This window comes from Streptomyces sp. NPDC001530, from assembly GCF_042894545.1.
Taxonomy (GTDB): domain Bacteria; phylum Actinomycetota; class Actinomycetes; order Streptomycetales; family Streptomycetaceae; genus Streptomyces.
In genome coordinates this window covers 126,874-144,172 of the sequence record NZ_JBIAVS010000017.1, presented here as the reverse complement: position 1 = coordinate 144,172, position 17,299 = coordinate 126,874, and the positions used below count along the sequence as shown (strand labels likewise).

14 protein-coding genes and 1 pseudogene are annotated in these 17,299 nt (G+C 69.6%); all 15 read left to right on the top strand.

The window, feature by feature from the left end:
• The first annotated feature begins 128 nt into the window (after nucleotides 1–128).
• Nucleotides 129–785 (top strand): GntR family transcriptional regulator, encoded by a 657-nt coding sequence (locus ACFY0T_RS32655; RefSeq protein WP_388878588.1) that lies wholly within the window; start codon nucleotides 129–131, stop codon nucleotides 783–785.
• The gene (locus ACFY0T_RS32650; RefSeq protein WP_388878585.1) at nucleotides 782–1,690 is read left to right on the top strand and encodes a dihydrodipicolinate synthase family protein; all 909 of its coding nucleotides are present in this window, start codon (nucleotides 782–784) and stop codon (nucleotides 1,688–1,690) included. The genes ACFY0T_RS32655 and ACFY0T_RS32650 overlap by 4 nt, the downstream gene beginning before the upstream one ends.
• The gene (gene araD / locus ACFY0T_RS32645) at nucleotides 1,687–3,408 is read left to right on the top strand and encodes an L-arabinonate dehydratase (RefSeq protein WP_388878582.1); all 1,722 of its coding nucleotides are present in this window, start codon (nucleotides 1,687–1,689) and stop codon (nucleotides 3,406–3,408) included. Before ACFY0T_RS32650 ends, araD begins: the two co-directional genes overlap by 4 nt.
• A gap of 142 nt (nucleotides 3,409–3,550) precedes the next feature.
• Nucleotides 3,551–4,486 (top strand): carbohydrate ABC transporter permease, encoded by a 936-nt coding sequence (locus tag ACFY0T_RS32640; RefSeq protein ID WP_388878579.1) that lies wholly within the window; start codon nucleotides 3,551–3,553, stop codon nucleotides 4,484–4,486.
• Entirely contained in the window at nucleotides 4,483–5,385 is a 903-nt protein-coding gene (locus ACFY0T_RS32635; protein ID WP_388878576.1) for a carbohydrate ABC transporter permease, read from the top strand. Before ACFY0T_RS32640 ends, ACFY0T_RS32635 begins: the two co-directional genes overlap by 4 nt.
• A gap of 23 nt (nucleotides 5,386–5,408) precedes the next feature.
• Entirely contained in the window at nucleotides 5,409–6,677 is a 1,269-nt protein-coding gene (locus ACFY0T_RS32630; RefSeq protein ID WP_388878573.1) for a polysaccharide lyase family 1 protein, read from the top strand.
• The gene (locus ACFY0T_RS32625) at nucleotides 6,674–7,819 is read left to right on the top strand and encodes a Gfo/Idh/MocA family protein (protein ID WP_388878570.1); all 1,146 of its coding nucleotides are present in this window, start codon (nucleotides 6,674–6,676) and stop codon (nucleotides 7,817–7,819) included. Before ACFY0T_RS32630 ends, ACFY0T_RS32625 begins: the two co-directional genes overlap by 4 nt.
• On the top strand, nucleotides 7,816–8,658 hold the full coding sequence (locus ACFY0T_RS32620; RefSeq protein WP_388878567.1) for a PmoA family protein: 843 nt from the start codon (nucleotides 7,816–7,818) through the stop codon (nucleotides 8,656–8,658). The genes ACFY0T_RS32625 and ACFY0T_RS32620 overlap by 4 nt, the downstream gene beginning before the upstream one ends.
• Nucleotides 8,655–10,229, top strand: coding sequence for a family 43 glycosylhydrolase (locus tag ACFY0T_RS32615; protein ID WP_388878564.1), 1,575 nt, complete (start codon nucleotides 8,655–8,657; stop codon nucleotides 10,227–10,229). Before ACFY0T_RS32620 ends, ACFY0T_RS32615 begins: the two co-directional genes overlap by 4 nt.
• 40 nt (nucleotides 10,230–10,269) lie before the next feature.
• Nucleotides 10,270–11,406, top strand: a pseudogene (locus ACFY0T_RS32610) (polysaccharide lyase family 1 protein); the annotation flags it as partial.
• A 96-nt stretch (nucleotides 11,407–11,502) separates the two neighbouring features.
• Entirely contained in the window at nucleotides 11,503–12,840 is a 1,338-nt protein-coding gene (locus ACFY0T_RS32605) for an ABC transporter substrate-binding protein (protein WP_388878561.1), read from the top strand.
• A 139-nt stretch (nucleotides 12,841–12,979) separates the two neighbouring features.
• Nucleotides 12,980–13,783 carry a rhamnogalacturonan acetylesterase gene (locus ACFY0T_RS32600; RefSeq protein WP_388878558.1) on the top strand — a complete coding sequence of 268 codons (804 nt, stop codon included), beginning with the start codon at nucleotides 12,980–12,982 and terminating at the stop codon, nucleotides 13,781–13,783.
• Between the two features lie 39 nt (nucleotides 13,784–13,822).
• On the top strand, nucleotides 13,823–15,130 hold the full coding sequence (locus ACFY0T_RS32595) for a polysaccharide lyase family 1 protein (protein ID WP_388878555.1): 1,308 nt from the start codon (nucleotides 13,823–13,825) through the stop codon (nucleotides 15,128–15,130).
• A gap of 2 nt (nucleotides 15,131–15,132) precedes the next feature.
• Nucleotides 15,133–16,278, top strand: a complete 1,146-nt coding sequence (locus tag ACFY0T_RS32590) for a pectinesterase family protein (RefSeq protein WP_388878552.1) — start codon at nucleotides 15,133–15,135, stop codon at nucleotides 16,276–16,278.
• Nucleotide 16,279: 1 nt separating this feature from the next.
• Nucleotides 16,280–17,293, top strand: coding sequence for a pectinesterase family protein (locus ACFY0T_RS32585; RefSeq protein WP_388878549.1), 1,014 nt, complete (start codon nucleotides 16,280–16,282; stop codon nucleotides 17,291–17,293).
• The last annotated feature ends 6 nt before the right edge of the window (nucleotides 17,294–17,299 follow it).

Below are 17,299 nucleotides of genomic sequence, written 5' to 3'. Positions count from 1 at the left end.
CACGGTCACGCTCCTACCTTCATCGCGTCGTACTTCGTACGTCATATATGAGACGCGATATGCGAGATCAGATGCATCCGATGCAGCTGATTTGCGCGATCCGACCACGTGAGACCCGAGAGGCGCGCATGACCTCTGTGCCCACCCCGATCCCGTCCCGCACGCAGTTCGTGCTGGAGGGGATCAAACACCGCATCCTCACCGGGCAGTTGACCCCGGGGCAGGCCCTGGTCGAGACCGAACTCGCGGCGCAGTTCGGGGTGTCCAAGACGCCCGTGCGCGAGGCGCTCAAGACCCTGGCCGGTACCGGGCTCGTCGTGATGAGCCAGTACAAGGGCGTCACGGTGCGCATGGTGGACGCGGACATGGCGCGCGAGGTGTACGACGTGCGGCTGCTGCTGGAGCCGGAGGCGCTGCGGCGGGCGGTGCGGCGCGGGGCCTCGCTCGATGCCGCGCGGGACGCGCTGACCCGCGCCGACGAGGCCACCGACACCGCCGAACGCTCCCTCGCCAACCGGGAGTTCCACCGCGCCCTGTACGTGCCCTGCGGCAATCCGCTGCTCGGCCGGATGCTCGACGAAGTGCGGGACCAGGCCGCTCTGGTCTCGGCGGTCGCCTGGGCCGCCGACCCGTCCTGGGAACGTGAGGCGGGCGAGCACCGGGAGATTCTGCGACTCGCCCTCGACGGTGACGCCGACGGCGCGGCCGGTGCGCTGCACGCCCATATCGCCTCGTTCGTGCAACGGGCCTTCCCCCAGGGCCAGGAAGAGGATGGACAGGAATGACAGCGACGTACGAGACCCAGCGGGCGGCGCTCGCCGAGGTCGTGGCGATCCCCGTGACCCCGTTCGCGGAGGACGGGTCGATCGATCGCGACACCCACCGGGCTCTGCTGCGTCGGCTGCTGGATGGTGGGGTGAAAACCCTTACGCCCAACGGCAATACGGGTGAGTTCTATGCGCTGACTCCCGAAGAGCGGCAGCTCGTCACCGAGTTGACCGTCGAGGAGACCGGGGACCGGGCGGTCATTCTCGTCGGCGTCGGGCACGACGTGCCGACCGCCGTCGCCTCGGCGCGGCACGCGCGGGAGCTGGGGGCGCAGATGGTGATGGTCCATCAGCCCATCCATCCGTATGTGTCGGAGGGCGGCTGGGTCGACTACCACCGGGCCATCGCCGAGTCCGTGCCCGAGCTCGGCGTCGTTCCGTACATCCGCAATCCGCTGCTCGCGGGGGAGCGGCTCGCCGAGTTCGCCGATGTCTGCCCGAACGTCATCGGGGTGAAGTACGCCGTTCCGGACGCCGCGCGTTTTGCCGCCTTCGCGCGGGACGCCGGGCTCGAACGGTTCGTGTGGGTGGCCGGTCTCGCCGAGCCGTACGCGCCCTCGTACTTCTCGGCGGGTGCCACCGGCTTCACCTCGGGACTTGTGAACGTCGCCCCGGCCGTTTCGCTGAACATGATCGAAGCGCTTCGATCGGGGGACTATCCGGGGGCGATGAAGGTGTGGGAGCAGATCCGCCGGTTCGAGGAACTGCGCGCCGCCAACGGCTCCGCCAACAACGTGACCGTGGTCAAGGAGGCCCTGGCCTCGCTCGGGCTGTGCAGCCGTGAAGTACGGCCCCCGAGCAAGCAGTTGCCCGAGTCCGAGCGGGTGGAAGTCGCCGCCATCGCCGCGGGGTGGTCCCTATGAAGCGCCCGGAGGACCTCAGAAGCCACCAGTGGTACGGGACCGACGGGCTGCGCTCCTTCAGCCACCGGGCGCGGACGCGGCAACTCGGCTATCTGCCCGAGGAGCACCTGGGCAAGCCGGTCATCGCGATCCTCAACACCTGGTCCGACATCAATCCCTGCCATGTGCATCTGCGCGACCGTGCGCAGGCCGTGAAGCGGGGGGTGTGGCAGGCCGGGGGTTTCCCGCTCGAATTCCCGGTGTCCACGCTGAGCGAGACCTTCCAGAAGCCCACCCCGATGCTCTATCGCAATCTGCTCGCGATGGAGACCGAGGAGCTGCTGCGGTCCTATCCGGTGGACGGGGCCGTGCTGATGGGCGGCTGTGACAAGTCCACGCCCGCGCTGCTCATGGGGGCCGCCTCGGTCGACCTGCCGGCCGTCTTCGTGCCCGCCGGACCCATGCTTCCGGGCCACTGGCGCAACGAAGTCCTCGGCTCCGGCACCGACATGTGGAAGTACTGGGACGACAAGCGCGCCGGGCTCATCGGGGACTGCGAGATGACCGAGCTGGAGAGCGGACTCGCCCGCTCGCCCGGTCACTGCATGACCATGGGGACGGCGTCCACGCTCACCGCGGCGGCCGAGGCGCTCGGCGTCACCGTGCCCGGTGCGTCGAGCATTCCCGCCGTCGACTCCGGGCATGACCGGATGGCCGCCGCGGCGGGACTCAGGATCGTCGAACTCGTCCTGAAAGACCGGAAGTTGTCGGACATCCTCAGCGCCGAGGCCTTCGAGGACGCCGTGACGACCGTCCTCGGACTCGGCGGCTCCACCAACGCCGTGATCCATCTGATCGCCATGGCCGGGCGGGCCGGTGTCACGCTCACGCTCGACGACTTCGACCGCATCGCGCGGACCGTGCCGGTGCTAGCCAACGTCCGGCCCGGTGGCCAGAAGTACCTCATGGAGGACTTCCACTTCGCCGGCGGCCTGCCGGGGTTCCTGTCACGGATCACCGATCTGCTGCATCTGGACCGGCCGACGGTGTCGTACGACAGCCTGCGCGAGCAACTGTCGACTGCCCAGGTGCACAACGACGATGTCATCCGCACCCGGGAGAACCCGGTCGCGGCCGAGGGCGGTGTCGCTGTGCTGCGCGGCAACCTGTGTCCGGACGGCGCGGTCATCAAGCACATCGCCGCCGAGCCGCAGCTGCTGGGGCACACCGGTCCCGCCGTCGTCTTCGACGACTACAAGACCATGCAGCGCACCATCAACGACCCCTCCCTCGGTATCACCGCGGACAGCGTGCTCGTGCTGCGGGGCTCCGGCCCCAAGGGCGGGCCCGGCATGCCCGAGTACGGGATGCTGCCCATCCCCGACCACCTGCTGAAACAGGGTGTACGGGACATGGTGCGGATCTCCGACGCCCGGATGAGCGGCACGAGTTACGGCGCGTGTGTGCTGCACGTGGCGCCCGAGTCGTACGTCGGCGGGCCGCTCGCGCTGGTGCGGACCGGCGACACGATCACCCTCGACGTCGAGGCGCGGTCGCTTCAACTCAACGTGGACGACGAGGAGTTGGCGCGCCGCAGGGCGGAGTGGACGCCGCCGCCCGAGCGGTACGAGCGCGGCTATGGAGCGCTCTACAACGAGCAGATCACCCAGGCGGACACCGGCTGCGACTTCGCGTTCCTGGCCCGGCCGGGCAAGGTGCCAGACCCCTACGCCGGGTGAGAGCGGCCCGCGAGGACTGCTCTCTTCTGGCCGATATCCCGAACAACATCTGCGAAGCGCTTCACCCATGTGAATGTAGCAAGCGCTTCCTGTGCGACCGACAGCAAACGTTCCACGGCACCCGTACGAACGGAGAACAGTCATGGCCCAAGCCGCAGCCGTGGCGAAACAGCCCGCGCCACCCCGGCGGCGCCGTGGCTCGGCGACGCCGCGCAAACTGCCGTATCTGCTGATCGCCCCGGCGGGCCTGCTGATGCTCGGCTTCATCGCCTACCCCGTCATCAGCGTCTTCTACTACAGCCTGCAGAACTACAACCCGACCAAGCCGTGGCGCAACGGCTACGCGGGCTTCGACAACTTCGTGCACGCCTTCACCGACGACCCGCAGTTCTGGGACACGCTGACCTTCAGCGCCAAGTGGGTCGTCGTCGAGGTCGGACTGCAGCTGCTGTTCGGACTGGCGCTGGCGCTGATCGTCAACCAGACCTTCGTGGGGCGGGCGGTCGGCCGCGCGCTGGTCTTCTCACCGTGGGCCGTCTCCGGTGTGCTGACCTCCGCGATCTGGGTGCTGCTCTACAACTCCCAGACGGGCATCACCCGTTACCTCGCCGACGCGGGCATCGGGCAGTACGGCACCAGCTGGCTGTCGGACACCTCCACCGTCTTCCCGGCGGCCGTGGTCGCCGACCTGTGGCGCGGTGTCCCCTTCTTCGCGATCCTGATCCTCGCCGACCTCCAGTCCGTCTCCAAGGATCTGTACGAGGCCGCCGAGGTCGACGGCGCCAGCCGCTTCCGGCAGTTCCTGCACATCACGCTGCCGCATCTGAAGGACGCGATCGTCCTGTCCACGCTGTTGCGCGCGGTGTGGGAGTTCAACAACGTCGACCTGCTCTACACGCTGACCGGCGGAGGCCCCGCGGGCGAGACGACGACACTCCCGCTCTACATCGCCAACACCAGCGTCGACGCGCACAACTTCGGCTACGCGTCGGCCCTGACCACGGTCGCGTTCGTGATTCTGCTGTTCTGCTCGATCGTCTACCTGCGACTGAGCAAGTTCGGAGGTGGGGACAAGTGATCACCAAGGACGCCGAGGCCGTTGCCCCGGCCGCGCCCGAACCGGTGGCCGAAGAGCCTCCACCACGTGCGAGGAAGAACCGCCGGGCCTGGGACGAGGTCCCGCGCTGGCAGATCTACCTCCCCCTGTCGATCTATCTGCTCTTCACCCTGATCCCCTTCTACTGGATCCTGCTCTTCGCGCTGCGCCCGGCGGGATCGACCTCGCTCGTGCCGTGGCCGATGACCTTCGAGCACTTCGACAAGGTGTGGACCGAGCGAAGCTTCGGCACCTACTTCCAGAACAGCGTGCTCATCGCCGTCGCCACGCTGGTGATGACGACCGTCGTCGCACTGGCCGGCGGCTACGCGCTCGCCCGCTTCGACTTCAGGATCAAGCGCGGCTTCTTGCTCGCGCTGCTCTGCTCCCAATTCGTGCCGGGCGCACTGCTGTTGGTCCCGCTCTTCCAGATCTTCGCCAAGCTCCAGATGATCAACTCGCTCGGCAGCGTCATCATCGCCGAGACGGTCTTCCAGCTGCCGCTGTCGATGATCCTCATCAGCGGGTTCATCAGGAACGTCCCGTACTCGCTGGAAGAGGCCGCCTGGGTCGACGGCTGCAACCGCTTCACCGCCTTCCGGATCGTCGTACTCCCGCTGCTGCGGCCCGGGTTGATCGCCGTCGGCTCCTTCGCCTTCGTGCACGCCTGGAACCACTTCCTGTTCGCCCTGATGTTCCTCAGCGACCAGAGCAAGCAGACCATCCCGGTCGGCCTCAACACCCTGATGAGCTCCGACAGCGTCGACCTGGGCGCGCTCGCCGCGGGCGGCATCATCGCCGCCGTACCGGTCGTCATCGTCTTCGCGTTCATCCAGAAGTGGCTGATCACCGGCTTCAGCGCGGGGGCGGTGAAGGGGTGAGGCGCGTTCTTCAAGTGGCGGCCGTGGTCGCCCTGTTGGGTGCGGTGCTCAGCACTCCGGCCGGCGCCGACGCCCGTGACATCAGCCGCGACACCCTGGCCCCGGACGACGGCTGGGCGGCGGCGGACGGCGGCACCACCGGCGGTGCGGCGGCGGACGACGCCCACGTCTTCACCGTACGCAGCCGGGCCGAGCTCGTTCGCGCCCTCGACGGCGGCAGCGCCACCCCGAAGATCATCAAGGTCGTGGGGACGATCGACGCCAACACCGACGACGAGGGCAACCACCTGGACTGCGACGACTACGCGAGGGACGGGTACAGCCTGAAGCGGTATCTGGCCGCGTACGACCCGCGCACCTGGGGGCCGGCCAGGCCCAGCGGTGCGCAGGAGGAGGCCCGCCAGGCGTCCGCCGCCCGGCAGGCCGAGCGCGTCGAGCTGCTCGTCGGCTCGAACACCACCATCGTCGGCCTCGGCTCCGGAGCCGTGCTCAAGGGGGCCAGCCTCCAGATCAAGAACGCGGACAACGTGATCGTCCGCAACCTCGAACTCCGCGACGCCTACGACTGCTTCCCCGTCTGGCAGCCCAACACCGGCGGCCTCGGCGACTGGAAGACCGCGTACGACACCCTGTGGCTGAGCGGCGCCACGCATGTGTGGGTCGACCACATCACCGCGAGCGACAAGGGCCACCCCGACGCGGACGAGCCCACCTACTTCGGCCGCAACTACCTTCGTCACGACGGTCTGTTGGACATCACCACCGGCTCCGACCTCGTCACCGTCTCCTGGAGCCGGTTCGCCGACCACGACAAGGCGATGCTCATCGGCAACAGCGACTCGGCGACCGGGGACCGGGGCAAGCTCCGCGTCACCCTGCACCACAACGAGTTCGAGGGGGTCGTCCAGCGCGCGCCGCGCGTCCGCTTCGGGCAGGTGCACGTCTACGACAACCGGTACGTCGTGCCCGAACGCTCCGAGTACCGCTACTCGCTGGGTGTCTCCACCGAGTCCGCGATCTACGCCGAGAACAACGCCTTCACCACTCCCAGCCATGTCGAGGTCGCCGACCTCGTGAAGAGCTGGAACGGCACGGCCCTGCACCAGACCGGGACGCTCTTCAACGGCTTCCCCGTCGATCTGCTGGCCATCTACAACGCGTACAACTCCGGCAGCGAGCGCGACCTGACCGCCGACGTCGGCTGGACGCCCACGCTGCACGGGACGATCGACAGCGCCCGGCAGGCCGACCACGACGTGGCGCGGGGCGCGGGTGCGGGGAGGGTGCGATGAGCACGCCTGTGCCGGTCGTCCTCGCGGGCGCGCGCGGTCACGGCCGCTGGCATCTGAAAAACATCCGTCGCCTCCAGGACAAGGGGCTCATACGGCTCGCGGGCATCTGCGAGCTGACGCCGCTCACCGAGGAGGAGCTCGACGGGATCGGCTCACCGCTCCAGTCGGCCGACTTCGGCGCCCTCCTCGACTCCACCGGCGCCGCGATCGCCGTGATCTGCACGCCCATCCCCACCCACACCGACCTGGCGCTGATCGCCGCCGCGAAGGGCGTCCACCTGCTCCTGGAGAAGCCGCCCGCGCCGTCGTACGCCGAGTTCCGCAGGATGGCCGACGGGGTCGCCGCGGCCGGGGTCGTCTGCCAGATCGGCTTCCAGTCGCTCGGCTCGCACGCGGTGCCCGCGATCCGGGAGCTGATCGCCCAGGGCGCGCTCGGCTCGGTGATCGGGATCGGCGGGGCGGGGGCCTGGGCGCGCGACGAGGCGTACTACCGGCGTGCGCCGTGGGCGGGCAAGCGCCGCCTGAACGGCGTGGACGTGGTCGACGGTGTGCTGACGAACCCCCTTGCCCACGCCGTCGCCACGGCCCTTGCCCTGGACGGGTCCACCCGCACCGAGGACGTCACGGCGATCGAGACCGAGCTGCTGCGCGTCAACGACATCGAGTCCGACGACACCTCCTGCGTGCGCATCGCCACCGTGACGAGCCGGATCACCGTCGCCGCGACGCTCTGCGCCGAGCGCCCCGACGAGCCGTACGTGCTGGTGCACGGCGCCCATGGACGGATCACCTTCTGGTACAAGCAGGACCGCGTGCTCGTGCAGCGGTCCGGGCGCGGCCCGGAGGAGATCGAGTACGGCCGGACGGACCTGCTGGAGAACCTGGTCGCGCATCTGACGGACGGCGCCGAACTGCTGGTCACGCCCGATTCGACGGGCGCCTTCATGAAGGTCGTCGAAGCGATCCGGCAGGCGCCCGATCCCATCGCGCTGCCCGACGACGCCTGGGACCGGCTGCCCGGCGAGAACCGCCGGGTGGTCCGCGGTATCGACGGACTCGTCGCGGCCGCCGCCGACACCCTCGCCCTCTACTCCGAGCTGGGCGCCCCCTGGGCGGCCCTGAACGAGGTGAGCGCCCGATGAACACCGAGTCACTCGTCCTGCGCAGCGCGGGCCGCCCCGTCGCCCGCTACATCACCCGGCCCGAACTGCCGACCCGGCTCTCCCCGCGTCCGTATCTGCATCCCGTCACCACCCTGGCAGGCACGGCCGTCACCGAGCTCAGCCCCGCCGACCACGCACACCACCTCGGCGTCGGTGTCGCCGTTCCCGACGTCGAGGGGCACAACTTCTGGGGCGGGCGCACCTACGTACGCGACCAGGGGCCCACCGAGCTCGCCAACCACGGCGCCCAGCGGCACACCGCCTTCCAGCTGCGCGACCCCGACGGCTTCGTGGAGGAGCTGCGCTGGGTGGCCGCGGGCGGCGAGCTGCTGCGCGAGCGCCGTACGGTCGCGGCGGCCGAACTCGCCGACTCCGCCTGGGCGTTGGACTTCACGTTCTCGCTCACGAACACGACGGAGCACGAGCTGTCCATCGGCAGTCCCGCCACCAACGGGCGGCCCGGCGCGGCCTACGGCGGCTTCTTCTGGCGCGCCCGCAAGGAGGCCGAGGCGCCGCGCGTGTTCACCGCCGGCACCGAGGGCGAGGAGGCGGTCCACGGCAGCCGCGCCGACTGGCTGGCCCTCGCGGGCGCCACCTGGACGCTCGTCTTCGCCGGGGCCACCGAAGCGACGCGCCGCGACCCGTGGTTCGTGCGCACCGCCGAGTACCCGGGCGTGGGCTCCTCCCTCGCGCACGACGCACGGCTGCCGATCCCCGCCGGGGAGACGGTGGTACGCCGGGTCGTCACCGTCGTCGCGGACGGCGCCCTCGACCGGGGCGCGGCCGCGGCCCTCGTACGGAAGGCGGTGAGCCCGTGAACAGCGCGTTCAGCGCCGACCTCGGCGACGGCACCTACCGCAACCCCGTCCTCGACGCCGACTGGTCCGACCCCGACCTCCTCCGCGTGGGCGACGACTTCTACCTCACCGCCTCCAGCTTCGGCCGCGCCCCCGGCCTGCCCCTGCTGCACTCCCGCGACCTGGTCAACTGGACACTGGTCGGGCACGCACTCCCACGCCTGGAACCCGCGGGCGAGTTCAGGAAACCGCGGCACGACTGCGGGGTCTGGGCTCCCTCCCTCCGCCACCACGACGACCGCTTCTGGATCTTCTGGGGCGACCCCGACCACGGCATCTTCCAGGTCAACGCCCCCGAGATCAGGGGCCCTTGGACCCGTCCGCACCTGGTCAAGGAGGGCAAGGGGCTCATCGACGCCTGCCCGCTGTGGGACGAGGAGACCGGCGAGGCGTATCTCGTGCACGCCTGGGCCAAGTCCCGCGCGGGCGTGAAGAACCGGCTCACCGGGCACCGTATGCGCCCCGACGGCACCGGACTGCTCGACGAGGGCAAGGTGATCGTCGACGCCGACCGGATCCCCGGCTGGTTCACCCTCGAAGGGCCCAAGGCCTACCGGCACGACGGCTGGTTCTGGATTTTCGCTCCCGCCGGGGGAGTGGAGACCGGCTGGCAGGGCGCCTTCCGCTCGCGTGGATTCTTCGGGCCGTACGAGGAGCGGATCGTCCTGGAGCAGGGCGACACCGAGGTCAACGGCCCCCACCAGGGCGGCTGGGTCCGCACGGCGAGCGGCGAGGACTGGTTCGCGCACTTCCAGCAGCGCGGCTCGTACGGGCGGGTCGTCCACCTCCAGCCGATGCGGTGGGGCCCGGACGGCTGGCCGGTGCTCGGGAACGAGGGCACCCCCGTCGCCGTGCACAAGAAGCCGGATCTTCCCGCTCAGCCGCCATCCGCGCCCGCCACCGACGACGACTTCCCCGGCGGCCGGTTCGGGCGCCAGTGGCAGTGGACCGCCAACCCGCAGGACGGCTGGGCCACCCAGCACTCCGGGGACGGGCTGCGGTTGAGCTGCGTACGGACGGCCGACGCGCACGACCTGCGCAAACTGCCGAACGTGCTCACCCAGCGGCTGCCCGGCATCGCCGCCACCGTCGAGGTGGAGCTGCGGCTCGACAGCGAGGAGCCGGGGGCGCGGGCGGGGCTCGCCGTGCTCGGGGACGCGTTCAGCTGGATCGGGCTGCAGCGGGAGGCCGATGGATCGGTGCGGCTCGTGCACCGGTTCGCCGAGTCCGTCGCCATGGGGGCACCTCCCACGCCTTCAGGGCAGTGGGGGAGGGAACGCGACGCCGCGCATCCGCGGGAGGCGCCCGGGGGACGGGCCCGGCTGTGGATCGAGATCGGCCCGGGGGCGCGCTGCCGTTTCTCCTACGACGTCGGCGGCGGCCGGCAGCCCTCCGGCCAGGTCTTCGCCGCCACCCCCTGGCGCTGGGTCGGCGCCCTGCTCGGACTCTTCGCGCTCGCGCCCGTCGGCGGGGGACACGCCGGCGCGGCCTCGTTCACGCAGTTCCGTATCACCGCTTCACCGACCCGCTGAGGGTGACGTCCTGCCATTCGTACGCCTGTTGGGAGCCGCAATGACGCACCTCCATAGCAAGCGCTTGTCGAGGCCAGGTCCCGGGAGAACCGCGGCCGCCGTCGTGGGCATGATCGCGGCCCTGGGGCTCGGGGCGATCGGCCAGGCGAAGGCGGTCACCGCTCCGCAAGCCCTTACGCCGGCCACCACGGCGTCCGAAGTGCCCACGCCGATCGCCGCCGACCGCTGGAGCGACCGGCCCCACGGCTTCGCCTCCCTCGACGGCGGCACCACCGGAGGCGCGGGCGGCGAGGTCGTCACCGTCACCGACCAGGCCTCGCTCGCGCGGTACGCGGCCGCCGAGGAGCCGTACGTCATCCGGGTCTCCGGAGCTCTCGCCGTGGAACCCTTCGGCTCCGACATCGTCGTGGCCTCGAACAAGACGATCACCGGCGTCGGCGACACCGGCGAGATCGTCCACGGGGAGCTGCACCTCAACCCCGGTACGCACAACGTGATCATCCGCAATCTGACGATCCGGGACTCCTACGTCGAGGGCGACTGGGACGGCAAGACGCAGGACTTCGACGCGATCCAGATGGACACCGTCGACCACGTGTGGATCGACCACAACAGGTTCACGCACATGGGCGACGGACTGCTCGACATCCGCAAGGACAGCCAGTACATCACCGTCTCCTACAACCAGTTCACCCACCACAACAAGGCGTTCGGCATCGGCTGGACCGCCAACGTCAAGACGCAGATCACCATCGACCACAACTGGTTCAGCGGCACGAAGCAGCGCAATCCGTCCGCCGACAACTGCGCCTACGCGCACCTCTACAACAACTACCTGTCGGCCCAGGTGGCGGACGGTGATCCGGTCTGGACGTACGGCAACTGGTCGCGCGGTCATACCAGGATGGTCATCGAGAACAGTTACTACGACGGTGTCCAGCATCCCTATCAGGCCGATGCCACGGCCGAGTTGGTGCAGCGCGGGTCGATCCTGAAGAACACCAGCGGGCGCCATGACGCGTGGGGCACGGCCTTCGACCCGCGGGACTTCTACAGCTACCGCCTGGACCCCGCGTCCGCCGTGCCCGCGCTGGTGCGCACGTTCTCGGGTCCGCAGAAGCGGATCGGCACCGTGCTGAGCGTGCCCGCCGACTACCCGACCGTCCGGGCCGTCGTCACCACCTGAACGGCAAGGACGACTGGGCTCGCTATGCCCGTCACTGACCCCCACAACCTCACCACCCCGTTGGATCCAGAAGAAGAGAGCCGACCAATGAAGATCAGCATCCGTAGAAGCAGGCGTGCCGCCATGGCCGTCGCCCTGGGCTCCGTGCTCGCGCTCACCGCCACCGCCTGCGGCGACGACGGCAGCGGCTCGGCCGGGGACAAGGGCAACGAGGGCTCCGGCAAGGGCGAGATCACCTTCTGGGACAACAACGGCGGTGTCCGCACCGACATCTGGAAGCAGATCATCGCCGACTTCGAGAAGAAGTACCCCAACATCAAGGTCAACTACGTCGGAGTACCCGCGGCGAGCGCCCAGTCCAAGTACGACACCGCCATTCAGGGCGGCGGCCTGCCCGACGTCGGCGGCGTGGGGACCGCGATGCTCGCCGAGATCGGGGTCCAGGGCGCGCTGGAGCCGCTGGACAGCCGGCTCGAGAAGAGCTCGCTGAACGGCAAGCTGAACCACAACCTGCTCGACAGCAGCCGGGCCGCGGGCGGCGGGGACAAGCTGTACCAGGTGCCGACCTCCGCCAACAACGGCACGCTCTGGTACCGCACCGACCTGTTCAAGAGCGCGGGCCTGGACGCACCGACCACCTGGTCGAAGTTCTACGAGGCCGCCGACAAGCTCACCGACAAGGGCAAGAACAAGTTCGGATTCACCATCCGAGGCGGCGAGGGGTCCATCGCGCCGGCCCTGGACGCGGTGTACGGCCAGACCGGCATCACCTCGTTCTGGGACGGCGACAAGACCACCGTCAACGACCCGAAGAACGTGGCCGCCCTCGAGAAGTACATCGCCCTGTACAAGAAGGACACCCCGTCCGCCGACCTCAACAACGACTTCACCAAGATGGTCGCCCAGTGGGACAGCGGCACCATCGGCATGCTGAGCCACAACCTCGGCTCCTACCAGGACCACCTGAAGGCGCTGGGCGCGGACAAGTTCAAGGGCATCCCCAACCCGACGATGGACGACGGCACACGCGTGCAGATCTCCAACCCGGTCGACGGGCTGAGCCTGTTCAAGTCCAGCAAGAACAAGGCGGCCGCCTGGAAGTTCATCGAGTTCGCCGTCTCCTCCGCGGAGAACTCCAAGTTCAACGAGTCCGCGGGTCAGGTCCCGGCGAACACCGAGGCCGCGCAGGCCGCCTGGATTCAGCAGGCGGAGCCCACCAAGTTGGCCGCGGAGGCGCTGAACGGCGCTGACACGAAGATCGTGCAGCTGCCGTACTACCTGCCCGACTGGAACACCATCTCCAAGGCCGACAACGAGCCGAACTTTCAGAAGCTGCTGCTCGGGAAGATGTCCGCGAAGTCGTTCCTGGACACGCTTGCCGACCAGTTGAACAAGGCGCAGGCCGACTGGAAGCAGAACCACTGAGAGCTCGGGTCGTTCGGTTGATTCGTGGCTGCGGGGCCGTCGTGACTGGGCGCGCCCACGCGGCGGAGCCGCACATCGATACAGGCCCGCGCCCCTTTGGGGCGCGGGTCCCACCCCCCTGTTGAAAGGCACACCCCCCGTGTCCCTTACCCGCAGACAGGTCACCACGGCGGCCCTCGCCGCCGTTCCCCTCGCCGTCGCCGTCGCCGCGTCGGCGCCCGCGTTCGCGGTGGCGTCGCCCAGAAGGCAGCGCACCCTGTACATCGCAGGGGATTCCACCGCCGCCCAGAAGTACGCCGATGCCGCGCCCGAGACCGGGTGGGGCATGGCGCTCCCGTTCTTCCTGCACGACGACCTCGTCATCGCCAACCACGCCGTGAACGGGCGTAGTTCGAAGAGCTTCATCGACGAGGGGCGTCTTGCCGCCATCCTCGAAGTGATCGCCCCCGGCGACTTCCTGCTCATCCAGTTCGGCCACAACGACGAGAAGAGCGCCGACCCCACCCGCTACACCGAGCCCTGGACGACGTACCAGGACTATCTCCGTCAGTACGTCGACGGGGCGCGGGCCCGGGGCGCGCGGCCGGTGCTCGCCACCCCCGTCGAGCGCAGAAAGTTCGACGCGGACGGCAACGCGGTGCCGACCCACGGCGACTACCCGGCGTCGATGCGCGCCCTCGCCGAGGACGAGCACGTCGCGCTGCTCGACATCCAGGCGCTGTCGATCGCCCTGTGGCAGAAGCTCGGCGTCGAGGAGACGAAGAAGTACTTCAACTGGACCGAGACCGAGCAGGACAACACGCACTTCAACCCGCCCGGCGCGATCGCCGTGGCCCGTCTCGTCGCGGCCGAGCTGCTGCGTCGCCGGGTGCTCGCGCCCCGGGACGTACGCCGGCTCGACGACGAGATCCCCGAGTCGTGGATCACCTGGCCCACCGCCTGACCCCGACCCCCTGAGCCGATGGAAAGAGAGAGCCGCACCATGAACACACAGATATGGCATGGGCATGCCATAGGAAGCCTGACCGCGCTGATCGGCTGCACCGCCCTCGTGCTCGCCGTCACCGGCACCACCGCCCAGGCCCAGCCCCGCGACCTCGGCCGCCAGACGCTCGCCGCCGGCGACGGCTGGGCCTCCGACGGCACCGGCACCACCGGCGGTGCGGCCGCCGACGCCGCGCACGTCTACACCGTCACCGACTGGGCCGAGTTCAAGGCCGCGCTGGCGGACGGCGGCAGCGCCGCGAAGATCATCAAGGTCAAGGGCACGATCGACGCCAACGCCCTCGGCTGTGACTCCTTCGCCGCCGACGGCTACGACTTCGCCCAGTACCTGGCCGACTACGACCCGGCGGTGTGGGGATACGACAAGGTGGTCAGCGGCGAACAGGAGGATCTGCGCGCCGCCTCCGCCGCCCACCAGGACACGGCCATCAAGGCGTTCGTCCCCGCCAACACCACCATCGTCGGCATCGGTGAGAACGCGGGCTTCAAGGGCGCGAGCCTGCAGATCAAGGCCGTCGACAACGTCATCGTCCGCAACCTCGCCTTCGAGAGCCCCCTCGACTGCTTCCCGCAGTGGGACCCGACCGACGGCGACACCGGGAACTGGAACTCCGAGTACGACAGCACGGTGGTGTACGGGGCCACGCACATCTGGCTCGACCACAACACGTTCACCGACGGGGACCACCCGGACAGCACGCTGCCGACGTACTACGGCCGGATCTACGAGCAGCACGACGGCGAGCTCGACATCGTCAAGGGCGCGGACCACGTGACCGCCTCCTGGAACGTCTTCGCCGACCACGACAAGACGATCCTGATCGGGAACAGCGACAGCGCGTCGACCGCCGCCGTCGACCGGGGCCATCTGAAGGTCACCTTCCACCACAACCTGTTCACCGGCCTCGTCGAGCGCGCGCCGCGCGTCCGCTTCGGCCAAGTGGACTCGTACAACAACCACTTCGTCGCCGACGACACCTACTCCTACAGCTTCGGCATCGGCATGGAGTCCCAGCTCGTCGCCGAGCACAACGCGTTCACGCTGCCCGAGGGGACCAGCGCCGCGAAGATCCTGAAGAAGTGGAAGGAGGCGCCGGTCACCGCCGACGACAACTACGTCAACGGCACGGCGACCGATCTGATCGCCGTGCACAACGCGGAGATCCCGGCCGAGACGCTTCAGTCGGGCGCCGGTTGGACGCCGACCCTGCGGACCCATGTCGACGTGCCGAAGGCCGTGCCGGGCATCGTCGACCACCGCGCCGGCGCCGGAAAGATCTGCTGACCATGACGGCCCACCTCCCGCTCAGCAGAAGGGCGTTCCTCGTCGCGAGCGGCGGAGCCGCGCTGGCTCTGGGGCTCGCGGCCCCTGCCCGCGCCACGCGGCGTGCCCCCTTCGGACGATACGGTTCGCCGTCCGCGCGTCTCACCGAGCGGACGCTGTACGTGGATGCGGCCGGTGCCGGTGACCACACCACCGTCCAGGCCGCCGTGACCGCCGCGACCGGCGCCGGATACACCCTGGTCATCGCGCCCGGTGTGTACCGCGAGACGGTCTCCGTCGGAGTGATCGACCCGGCCACGGGTCTGCCCGGTGTCGCGGGGACCGAGATGACCTGGATCGGCGCCTCCGAGGATCCGCGCGATGTCGTCGTCGTGTACGACAACGCCAACGGCACGCGGAAGCCGGACGGTTCGGGCACGTACGGCACCACGGGGTCGGCCACGACCCTCGTACGCACCGACGGGTTCACCGCCCGCTGGATCACCTTCGCCAACGACTGGCTGCGCGCCGACCACCCCGACATCAGCGGCACCCAGGCCGTCGCCATCAAGGTCCGGGGCGACCGCTCGGCCTTCGAGCACTGCAGGTTCCTGGGGCACCAGGACACGCTGTACGCCGACTCGATCGCGCTCGGCACCTTCGCCCGCCAGTACTACCGCGACTGCTACGTCGAGGGTGACGTCGACTTCGTCTTCGGCCGGGCGACGGCGGTGTACGAGCACTGCCACCTCCACACCCTGAACCGCACGGACCTGGCCGCGGCCCCGTACGGCTTCGTCTTCGCGCCGTCCACAGCCGTCGCCAACCCGCGCGGCTACCTCGTCACCCGGAGCCGGATCACCAGCGAGGCCCCGGACGCGTACTACAAGCTGGCCCGCCCCTGGGTGCCCGGCTCGGACACGACCGCCCGGCCGATGCTGACCGTCCGCGACACCCGCCTGGACGCCGGGATCGACGCGGTCGCGCCCTACACCAACATGTCGGCCACCTACCCGTGGCAGAGCCAGCGGTTCGCCGAGTACCGCAACACGGGTCCGGGCGCGGTGATCAGCGTCCCGGAGAACCGGCCCCAACTCACCGACGCGGAAGCCGAATCGGCGACGCGCGAGGTGTACCTGGGGGACTGGACCCCGTGGAAGGGGTGCTGAGATGCGCCGACGCTCATTCCTCGTGGCAGGGGCGCTGACGGCTCTGGGCGCGACACCCGCCTTCGCCGGCGGACAACGGGTGATCCACGTCCGCCCCGGCGACTCCGTCCAGGCCGCCGTGGACGCGGTGGACGGCCCCGGCCGGACGATCGTCGTGCACCCCGGCACGTACCGCGAAGTCGTCAACATACCGGCCGACACAGCGGACTTGACCCTGTGCGGCGCCACGCGCAACCCGCGTGACGCCGTCATCGTCTACGACCACGCCAACGGGACGCAGAAGCCCGACGGTTCCGGCACGTACGGCACCGCGGGCTCCGCCACCTTCACCTCGGCGGCGCCCGGGCTGACCGTGCACGGGCTGACCATCGCCAACGACTGGCTGCGCGCCGACCACCTGGAGATCACCGGAACGCAGGCGGTGGCGGCGTACGTCACCGGCGACCGCTCGCACTTCTCGCGCGTACGCCTGCTGGCCCACCAGGACACCCTGTTCGCCGACACGACGGCGCTCACCGCCTTCGACCGCCACTACTACCGCGACTGCTACATCGAGGGCGACGTCGACTTCGTCTTCGGCCGGGCCACCGCCGTCTTCGAGCGCTGTCACTTCCACACCCTCGACCGGGACGTCACCTTCACGCCCGAGGGCATGGTCTTCGCGCCCGCCACGGCCCGCGCCAACCCGTACGGCTTCCTGGCGGTACGCAGCCGGATCACCTCCGGCGCCGAGGACGGGGCGTACAAGATCGCCCGGCCGTGGGTCCCGTCGTACGAGACCACGGCCTGGCCCTCGCTCGTCGTACGCGAGACCGAACTCGGCCCGGGCATCGACGCGGTGGCGCCGTACATCAACATGCGCGAGGCCTACCCCTGGCAGTCCATGCGCTTTCGCGAGTACCGCAACACGGGCCCCGGCGCAGAGATCACCGTGCCGGAGAACCGTCCCCAGCTCACGGACGCGGACGCCGAGTCGCACACCCGTGCCACATACCTCGGCGACTGGTGCCCCTGAGTTCCT